Annotated in this window: 9 protein-coding genes; 3 read left to right on the forward strand and 6 right to left on the reverse strand. The window is 56.8% G+C overall.

All coding sequences use genetic code 11. The features are described 5' to 3' along the window. The first annotated feature begins 28 nt into the window (after window positions 1-28). Complete coding sequence (locus tag GRI42_RS13760) at window positions 29-1,036, forward strand: 5-methylcytosine restriction system specificity protein McrC (protein WP_160609027.1); 1,008 nt, start codon at window positions 29-31, stop codon at window positions 1,034-1,036. A gap of 6 nt (window positions 1,037-1,042) precedes the next feature. Further along, on the forward strand, window positions 1,043-2,260 hold the full coding sequence (locus GRI42_RS13765) for a hypothetical protein (RefSeq protein ID WP_160609028.1): 1,218 nt from the start codon (window positions 1,043-1,045) through the stop codon (window positions 2,258-2,260). Here the strand turns inward: GRI42_RS13765 and GRI42_RS13770 are convergent. The 5 genes from GRI42_RS13770 to GRI42_RS13790 form a co-directional block, all read right to left on the reverse strand. Beyond that, complete coding sequence (locus GRI42_RS13770) at window positions 2,257-2,934, reverse strand: thermonuclease family protein (RefSeq protein WP_234033961.1); 678 nt, start codon at window positions 2,932-2,934, stop codon at window positions 2,257-2,259. The two genes, GRI42_RS13765 and GRI42_RS13770, sit on opposite strands and share 4 nt — an antisense overlap. A gap of 101 nt (window positions 2,935-3,035) precedes the next feature. Beyond that, window positions 3,036-3,731, reverse strand: a complete 696-nt coding sequence (locus GRI42_RS13775) for a hypothetical protein (RefSeq protein ID WP_160609029.1) — start codon at window positions 3,729-3,731, stop codon at window positions 3,036-3,038. A gap of 337 nt (window positions 3,732-4,068) precedes the next feature. Further along, window positions 4,069-4,755, reverse strand: coding sequence for an outer membrane protein (locus GRI42_RS13780; protein WP_160609030.1), 687 nt, complete (start codon window positions 4,753-4,755; stop codon window positions 4,069-4,071). A 298-nt stretch (window positions 4,756-5,053) separates the two neighbouring features. Then, on the reverse strand, window positions 5,054-5,416 hold the full coding sequence (locus GRI42_RS13785; protein WP_160609031.1) for a hypothetical protein: 363 nt from the start codon (window positions 5,414-5,416) through the stop codon (window positions 5,054-5,056). A gap of 573 nt (window positions 5,417-5,989) precedes the next feature. Then, window positions 5,990-7,852, reverse strand: a complete 1,863-nt coding sequence (locus GRI42_RS13790; protein WP_160609032.1) for a winged helix-turn-helix domain-containing protein — start codon at window positions 7,850-7,852, stop codon at window positions 5,990-5,992. A gap of 154 nt (window positions 7,853-8,006) precedes the next feature. On the opposite strand from GRI42_RS13790, the gene GRI42_RS13795 reads away from it, so the two are divergent. Beyond that, on the forward strand, window positions 8,007-8,327 hold the full coding sequence (locus GRI42_RS13795; protein WP_160609033.1) for a UrcA family protein: 321 nt from the start codon (window positions 8,007-8,009) through the stop codon (window positions 8,325-8,327). A gap of 250 nt (window positions 8,328-8,577) precedes the next feature. Here GRI42_RS13795 and GRI42_RS13800 read toward each other — a convergent pair. Then, window positions 8,578-9,077 (reverse strand): hypothetical protein (locus GRI42_RS13800; protein ID WP_234033736.1); only part of this gene is annotated, 500 nt, incomplete at its 5' end.

Genomic DNA, 9,077 nt, shown 5'->3' on the forward strand with positions numbered 1-9,077 from the left:
GGTGATCCCGCCTCGCAACATCTACTACATGCTCCTCTACGCCTGGGGGCACTTTCGGCCGAGCGAACTCGAGTTGGTTGGGCGCGATGAAAGTCCAAACCTGCCGACTCTGCTAGCGCGAGTCCTCGACGCGAACGTCCACCGCCTGCTGCGCAGAGGCCTAGACCGCGGTTACCTCAGCCAGGTGGAAGAGGGGCGCTCGGTTCGTGGACGAATTCAGGTCAGCGACATCGCGAAGCGACAGACAGTGAGGCTGCGCGGGACGGCCATCTACGAGTACGATGAACTCTCCCCCGACGTCCTGCACAACCAGATCATTTACGAGACTTTGCTGCGGCTGGCACGGTCGGAAGGAGTGGAGCAGAAAACTAGGCATGAGGTCGGCCTGACAGCTCGGCGCTTTCGAGACGTTTCTCGGGTCCATCTGACTCAGGGCATTTTTCGCCGGGTGGTGCTGTCGCGGAACACCTCCCAGTACGCACTTCTTATGCATATCTGCGAGCTTCTCTTCCATGAGCTCATGCCGGATCCGGAAGGCAGCCAAACCCAGTTCAAGGGTATTCAAGATGACAAGACGCGCATGGAAGCACTCTTTGAGGAGTTCTTACGGGCGTTTTACCGCGCGCACCTCGCAGGACGAGAGGTAGTAGCCAAGGAGTATACTTGGGCCGCAGGGCCGCAAGATGCGCCTGGGCTAGCGCTGCTACCGAAAATGCGAACAGACATCACGGTACGTTCGCCGCAGGAAACACTTACAATCGAAGCGAAGTTCAATCGTAAGGTCCTGGTCCCGTCGCAACACGGAGGCGAGAAGCTGCGGTCCGGCCATCTCTATCAGCTCCACGCGTACCTTTCGCATGCTGCACATTACCAGGCAGCCGCTGCCCATCGGGGTCTACTGCTTTACGCTCAGCGCGAGCAGCCGATAGACAGTCAGCTAACGATATTCGGCCGCCCTGTCCGTGTCGCGACCATCGACCTTGGTCAGGAGTGGCAGGTGATCCATGCACGATTGCTCAAACTCGCGGAGATCTAGGACAGCATGAGCAGGCAGCACACCAAACCCATTCTAGTCTCGGCGGATGGTGAGACCTCGAGCCCTCTCGTGCAGCTCACCTACGGTCCATCACCGGAAAGTGTCAGCGAGGCTTGGATACAGGAGCTTGTGCACCGACACCCCTCTTGTCTGCCCATTGAGGAGGTGGACTCGGTTTTCGCCAACCCAGTTTCGATCTGCTGCGAACTGAACACGCCCGCAGGCCCGATCGACAACTTTCTGGTTACGCCGTCAGGACTTCCAGTGCTCGTGGAATGTAAGCTCTGGCGCAATCCGGAGGGGCGTCGCGAGGTCGTCGGTCAAATCTTGGATTATGCGAAGGAGTTGGCCTTATGGACCTCTTCCGACCTGCAAAGAGAAGTTGCTCGGCGGGTTGGCGGCGAGGGCAATCCGATCCTCCGTCTTCTTCGCGAGGCGGGACACGAGATCGATGAAGTGGCATTTAACGATGCGCTCACGGCCAACCTACGACGCGGCCGATTTCTGCTACTAATTGTTGGGGACGGTATTCGTGAGGGAACTGAAGCGATCGCCGGTTACCTCCAGAGCCATCTCGGCCTTCATTTTTCGATGGGGCTCGTTGAGATGCCGATCTTCACTCTGCCCGATCAGTCGAGATTGGTTGCGCCTCGCATCCTCGCGAGAACGTCGATTATTTCACGAAATGTAGTCTCGCTCCCTGACGGATTTGCCCTGCAGGAAGAAAGTGCAGAGGAGACGAGCGAAGATCGACAAGTCTCCGAGCTGTCGAACGAACGCCAGCAGTTTTGGTCCGAGTTCTTGACCGGCCTTCGCCTCGACGATCCGGAGCAACCAATCCCTAAGCCCTCAAAGCAAGGTTACCTGGCTTTCATGTTGCCCGCTCCGAGCGGAAGCAGTTGGATTACGGTGTGGCGCGAAGTGGCGACTGGGGAAGTTGGCCTGACCCTTGGCTGGTCGAGAGGTTATCTGGGAGAAGATGCCGGACAAGCCCTTGTGGGTGAGTGGGAGACCCTGCAACCGCAATTGGGAGGGGACGCTACTTTGGCGGAGATCCGGGACCGACTCACGATCACGGAAAGGTACAAGGCGGGCGACTTGGCGGACCCAAGCGTTAGAGGACGCGCCTTCGCCTGGTTGCGTGAACGCGTGAACGAGTGGATCAATGTATTACGACCGGAGGTCAGGTCTCTGGTTGCCGAACTGGTCGGAGACCCGAACTAGCGTCCGCGATAGGGCTCGCAAGCGATCCCATCGTTGTCACCATCCAGACCGCTTCTGTACCCGGGCTGCCCACGATAGATTGGCGCGCGACCAGCCGCTCGGGCCTCCCTGCAACTCCGAAAGTAGAGTCCGCCGCCAGTTGCTTGGTCATAGCGTACGCCTGGTGCGGTTGGGCGCTTATAGACCTGCGGGGCGCTTTGCGGGTTGGCCGCCCGGAAGTCTGCTGGCAGTTGGAACTCGCTGCTCCACAGCCCGACCTTTGCCTGCTTTGCAGAGGCTTCACTGGCGAGATAGGCATCGCTGAACTCGGAAAGTGCTATCGCCATACCGCTGCGCACTAGAGCTTGCGCGGGATCGACGCGACCGGCTTTGCAGGTGGCGACCAAACGGCCGTACACGTCGATGTCACGCTGTTCGCAGGTCACCAACTTTCCATCCACGAGGCCTGCCAACATAGCTTTGGCCTCAGCGCCACAGGCCCAAGCCTCGCCGTTCCGCTGACACGCTTGGGTGCCCTCGGGCGCATCAATGCCGTGAAGGCGAATTCGCGCGCCTGTCATCTCAAGAGAGTCGCCGTCAACGGCGATAGCCGTACCGGTGAAGACCTGCGCGCTGGCAGCTGAAGGGAACTGAAGGGCAGCGAAAAGCAGAAGCCAGCGCATAGCGAAATTCATCCAGGGAAAGCTCCGAGTGCGATAGCGAGGGGACGCGGGGTCTTTACAGGGACTTGCGTCCCCTCGCGGGCAGCATTCTTACGCGCCACCACATCAGGTCATCAGTTGCCACGGGTCTTAATTTTAACCTCGGCAGGTGGACGATTGGCTTCAGCTTCGGCAGCCGCCTCCTGAACGCGAGCTTCTTCAGCTGCAGCAGCCTCGGGCGAGCCAGGCATGTAACCGGCCGTCACTGGCTTGGGAGTGATTGAAGCACCGGCAGGCAGGGCCACAGGTAGGTCGCTTTCGAGGGTGGCCGTCAGTTCGCGATCCTTGGGGATCACGCCGCTCTTGCCAGTAATAAAGCCAGCAAAGACGCCGGCCAAGATCACGCCACCCACGGTTGCGAGCGTGGCGCCGTCGCCTTCCTGTCGATAGGTTCCGTCGATGTTGATCCGACGGCCGCCCATCTCGAGATATTCAAGCTCGATATCCATCTTACCCGACTTGCCAAAAGCGCCTCTGCTGGTCAGCCAAGTGATGCGGCCGACAGCCTTGGTGCCTTGCGGGATGACCACATACTCGCCAAGCATGACTGGTGCAGCGACGTTAAGGCCAAACTGGTCGCCTTCTTCCCACCCTTTCCCCTTGGTGGTGACGGTTTCGCTCATTTTCAGCGGGATTTCCGTTCCGGCTGGAAGGACGAATGCTGGCTGCTCGGCGACGCGTACGGCTTGAACGGGAAGCGGAGCCTCCTGCGCAAGTGCGGGCACGGATAGGAAAGCGACCGGAATGGCCGCGAAAAGCGTCTTATGCATGGTGTAACCCCCTGTTTGCTGCCCAATAATAGCGGGCCTGCAGTGCCGAGAGTGCAAAGAAACGGAGCGAAAATCTAGTTAATTCTTGAGAACGCGTCCGAGTAAGGCAGCGAAGGATAGGGCGGCATTATACGTCAACATTTGTTAAACTGGCTATTGGCTTGAAATTACCATTACACTGCTCATCATACCCCCCGTGGGAGGCTGCCGGACAAAAAGCATCATGCGAGCGCGCAAGTTTCTCAAACGTTACCCCAACTCTTGGGGCCCAGAACTGACGAGTCACTGCATAAAGCCACGGCGGCAAGCCTCTCCTTCTCGCCGCCGTGGACAGTTATCAGAAGCGGAAACCGACGCCGGCAACCACCTGGTGCCTCTCAAGATCCACGAACTCTAGGGCATCGCCAAAGTCGAGCGTGTCGCCCTGGTATTCGACTTCGCCCTCGGAATAGTCCGTGTAGCGGTATTCGATCTTGGCATATGCGCTGTTGCTCAGCTTCTGTTCGACACCTGCGCCGAAGCGGAAGCCCGAGAAATTGAGGTCAGCGCTGTCAGATCCGGCCACGCCATCAACCGTACCCGTTGCATCGAGATCGACCGTCGTCCAAGCATAGCCCACCTTGCCGTAGAAAGCGGTACTTTCGCTGGCCCAGACACCGAGACGACCGCCGAGGTACCAGTTGAAACCATCGCTAAGACTGATCGTGCCGTCGTAAATCGAACCGTCCACGTCGAAATCTTCGACCGTTTCTTTTTCGCCCGTGGTCGAGCTCGAAACCTCGGCTTCCACACCGACCATTACAGGGCCCGCAGGAAGGTCATATCCGACTGCAGCGCCGTAGAAGATGCCGCTATCGTTGCCCTCGAAATCCGTATCTTCATCTAGGCTGAGATCGACGCGGTCCCAGCCGGCGAGTGCCTCGACGCGAAATCCCCCATTGTTCACTTGGTCATCCTGGGCCGCAGCCGAAGTTCCCATGGCGCTGGCCGCCAACATTGCAGCTGATGCAAGAGTATATTTCATTTTTATTGCCCTCTTATCGCTTCATCAATGAAGCTCGAGGCAGGTAATTCTTCTACTTTTTGCTTTAAAGTAGAAATCCGACAAAGGTGGGTGAGAGTTTAGGCGGTTGGGAGCGGCTCGGGTGATGCTTTCTTCACGCCGCCGGCGAAACAGGTCACATCACCTGGTCTGGAACTCAGGGGCAAACTGATAATGCGGTTTATGTGAAGCGCTGCCGTCAAACAGCGAAGGGCTGCTTTCATATCGAGGCACGTCAAAAACTGCCCTTCCGCTTACGACCCGATAGCGGACACGATGCTTACGACATCCACCAGACAACCGCGGCTACGCCGATGGCAAGAATCCACAGCAACTCAGTCCAGTGTCCCACTGGCACCCAGTGTCCATCCTCTACGATAAGACCGCTTTTCAAATCGATGCGCTTTGGGTCCATGCCAGTCTCGCGACACAGAGCTTCTTTGAAATGGCTCCACGTCTCCGGTCGCTCTGCAGCCCCATCAGGCAACTGCTTGAGAAGCGCCTTCCAGACATCACCAACCGTCGTCCACTCGTCTGCGCTTGAATAATCGAGCTCTACTCCAAACGCTTCCTCGACATCGTATAACGCGGTGATTTCGTCGCCGTCTCCGCCAAGTCCGACATTGCCGCGTTCATTGTTCATGTCGAGAACCTTCACCGTCATGGGTTACGTGTCAACGACCGCTTTCCACCCCAAAGGCGGCCGTTATTGTGACTTCCCAACGGAGCCGAAAGAAGACCTCCAGTTCGGTCCGCGCAGTGACAAAAGTGGGAGAGGGTGGGGCGCATAAGTGCAAACGATTGGGTCAAGGCGCTTTCACCTGATTGAATTTACGCCTTGCTTGGAAGGTAATTTGGGAACGAGGTGGGTCGACGAGCATGAGCGGGATGCAGCTGCGTATAAGTTGCTGTAATCCATGGCTCGTTTGCGGCTTATCACAGGTTTTCGTAATGATGGGGTCAGGTGTTCGAGTCACCTAAGCGGCACCACCCCTTTCAGTAGTCAAATCCAGAGCGATAAGCGGAACGGCTGTTCGGCTGGTCGCTCGTTTGGGTCCTATTTGGGGCGCTCCGGAAGGGGAAACGGGTCGGACCCATGGTAATCCCACTAAATTCCGTTGGCGCGGCTTTGGTAAGGCTGAAGCACCTTTGAATGGCAGCTTTTCGGATTGTCGTTTGTAGGAACTAACGTCCGTTTGTGGGTGGTAAGCGGACGTCAGTCTGGGCGAGAAAAGGGCTCTGGTTGCGTAACTTGGGCCGCTCGCCGTACTTCCTTTCGAAAGTCGTACTCCAAATCGTCATTTTCCGCGCAATCAGGCCAGATTTCATTCTCTGTCCAAAATTTTGCCAAGCCGAGTCTGGCGCAAAGATTTGCAAAACGAGGATCATATCGCACCTGAGGTGAAGGGTTCAGCAGAACTAAAAAGGATGCGTTGGATAGAAAATCTGGCGCGTTCCCACCAGCGGGCCCGATCGGTAGTTGCGAGATGAGGTCATGGCATTCCTTGGGCGATCCATAACGCGCGAGCCCGGAAGCACTCATCAAGTCGAAACAGTTCTTTGAAACGCACTGCTGACGGATTGCTTCGACAAGTTGAGCGTTCAAGCGCGGATCACGCTCAAGCTCCACCCTCGCAACCCTTGTAAGAAACTGTAGATCGCCAAACGGGTAACGGGCTTGCCGGGCCGGCTCTAGCAATTCCTCTACCAGTTCTCGATCGCCCAGTCGGGCGGCACATGACAAGAGGTTCGCCGCAATAAACCTGTTGTCAGGACAGGCCTGAAGGTCAGCAAGATTTATGGCAACCGCCTCTTCCAATCTTCCCGCGTAGTAGAGGCAAGCAGATAAAAATTCACCGCCGACATTCGCAATCGGATCCAGTTCGCGACATATTGAGGCATGCTCAATCGCCTCTTCGAAGCGGCCGATCAGGCAGCAAAACCAAGCTCGCATAAAATGATACTCGCTGGTGTTTCCCATGACCTCGCCCAGGGCCTTAAGTAGTGCAACCTGCCGCTCATAGTCGCCGTAGGGATGACAGAGTCGGTATTCCGCCCAGAGTGCATAGGCTTCCGCAGGGTCCAACTTCCTCGCCTTTGCAACTGCCTGCTGAGCCTGCTCGGTCAGCGTTGGCCATTCCTCTGCAGGTCGGACCATCCGTAGGTGAGCGATCGATACTGCGAGTAGGCCCCATCCAGGCGCATAGTCTGGAGCTTCTTGGGTCACTCGTTCCATCAATGCTATGGCGATAGACTGATGGTCATGGGCCGATGCAAGGCTCTTCGCCCGTAAGAACTGGTCGTAAAGGTACGGTGGAATGGCTTGGCTGGGCTGAGGAGTGAAACCACTTACTAAACTGGTCGCAATTGCTTCAGCAATCGCGACCTGGGTTTCAAACAGGTCATTCAAGTCGCCATTGAATGAGTCGCTCCAGATCGTATCTCCACTGGTCCCTTCAAAGAGATGCGCCGTTATCCTGATTCGGTCTCCCTCACGGCGGACGGAACCATCGAGGACGTGTGTGGCTTTCAACTCCTCGCCTGCTCGCGCCTTGTCCGACCCTCTGAAAGTGAAACTGGATAGCTTGCTGATCGTGCGAACATCCGAGCCGCGAATGATTTTTGAAAGGATCTCTTCGCTGACTCCGTCGACAAAATAGCTGAGATCTCCCTCGGGTGAGAGGTCATCGAATGGCAGCACCGCAAGTTTGGGCATTGTTCGTCCCGACGAAATCACCGAACCTGCGTTGTTATTGCAACTCTTTTTGGTGCTTGGTTCTAGACGGTAGCCCTTTCCGTAAACAGCCCGGATCATTCCATCCTTGCTATCTTCGCCCAAGGCGATCCTCAGCTCACGGATGACCGACGTCAGCGCTGCGTCGCTGACAGCCAATCCATTCCATACATCGGCGAAAAGCTGATCCTTGCTGACCAATCGCCCGTCAGCTCGAAGCAGTGCGCAAAGGACATCGAATGCACGCCCCCCTAAGCGGATAGGTCCGCCGGGCCCGATCAGACGGCGGTCTTCGGGGTCGACGATAAATTCGCCGAACTGGATTGGGTGCGGCTCCTCTCCCATCCAACGACCATAACACCACCGTCGCTGGTCCGAAAAAACATAATTCTGAAAAGATTCTGAGTCAGCGAATTCCCCCGTTTCGCTCAAGATATCAGTCCAGTTACACCTTAACACCTAGGCATCCAAACTCGCTTCTCAACCGAAGGGAAATGTCATGCCTATCCTCTCTCGCTTCACCGCCGCTGCAGTTGCAGGATGCCTGCTTAGCGCCCCGCTGCAGGCTGGAGACACCCGTGCGAGCCTGCAGTACGATCCGAAGGAGCTTGCTACGCCAGAAGGAGCCGCAGCCGTGTACAAGCGGCTTCGTCTCAGTGCCAAACGTGCCTGCGAAGTTCCCTCGGCGATCCAGAAACGTCAGGAATTCGAGTGCCGCAGGGAAATCGAGGATGATCTCGTTGCCCAAGTGGACAGCCCCGTCATACTCGCAATCCATGAAAACGCCGAGCGGCAGTTGCGCATGGCTCAAGCCAACTGAACGGCCCTCTCCGTACCGTCTTCGGCAACCTTGAGACCCGGCGGCTGCTGCTGCCGGGTCTTCTTTCAGGCAAAGGTCGCATCGTCGTACATATGCGACTTGCAATGACGGGGATTGCTGCACTGAGCTGGAGAATGCTCACGTCCGCTTTCCACCCAGTTCGTGACTGATTTACCGAGCTAGCGATGTGCCAGGAGCGGTCATTCTGCGAACGACCCGATTGGGGACATTTCTGGGGCGCGCGTTAGCCTTACCCAAATGGCCGTGCTTTGGGTCGGTCTTCAGCGATTGCGGGAAGAGCGAGCGCCAATAGCAAAGCAATGCCAGCAAACAGCGTAAGGCTCCAAGTTGCCCAGTCGAGAGCATACCAACTGCGTGCGCGTTCTTTCAATTCAGGATCGACCCAGTCATTATAACCACCCTCCGTAATGCGAGCGAACTCCGGCTCCAGAAGGATTCCTGCAAGAAGCCCACCTAAAATGAATAGGGCAAATGCGGTCACCATCAACCAGCGGCGGGAAGTCTTCCAGTTCGCAGCTAATGCAATTACGATCAAAGCAGCGGTGATCGGCGGCAATGTTTCCCAGAATGCGCTACTGTCGTAGCTGTATGCTCCTTCTAGCATCGCGAATGATCTAGGCGGTGCTTCCGTGATTGTGCTGACCAATACCGAGATTGCGAATAGCCCACCGCCAGCTTGCAGGAAGCAACTCGTAATCGCCGCCATCAGAGTAAGATTTCGAATGCTCA

It is taken from the genome of Qipengyuania gaetbuli, from assembly GCF_009827315.1.
GTDB classification, from domain to species: Bacteria; Pseudomonadota; Alphaproteobacteria; order Sphingomonadales; family Sphingomonadaceae; genus Qipengyuania; species Qipengyuania gaetbuli.

Coding starts and splice junctions, on each gene's coding strand:
- GRI42_RS13780 (WP_160609030.1), bottom strand. CDS start 4,755: ATGAAATATACTCTTGCATCAGCTGCAATGTTGGCGGCCAGCGCCATG.
- GRI42_RS13775 (WP_160609029.1), bottom strand. CDS start 3,731: ATGCATAAGACGCTTTTCGCGGCCATTCCGGTCGCTTTCCTATCCGTG.
- GRI42_RS13790 (WP_160609032.1), bottom strand. CDS start 7,852: ATGGGAGAGGAGCCGCACCCAATCCAGTTCGGCGAATTTATCGTCGAC.
- GRI42_RS13795 (WP_160609033.1), top strand. CDS start 8,007: ATGCCTATCCTCTCTCGCTTCACCGCCGCTGCAGTTGCAGGATGCCTG.
- GRI42_RS13760 (WP_160609027.1), top strand. CDS start 29: ATGCTCCTCTACGCCTGGGGGCACTTTCGGCCGAGCGAACTCGAGTTG.
- GRI42_RS13785 (WP_160609031.1), bottom strand. CDS start 5,416: ATGAACAATGAACGCGGCAATGTCGGACTTGGCGGAGACGGCGACGAA.
- GRI42_RS13765 (WP_160609028.1), top strand. CDS start 1,043: ATGAGCAGGCAGCACACCAAACCCATTCTAGTCTCGGCGGATGGTGAG.
- GRI42_RS13770 (WP_234033961.1), bottom strand. CDS start 2,934: ATGAATTTCGCTATGCGCTGGCTTCTGCTTTTCGCTGCCCTTCAGTTC.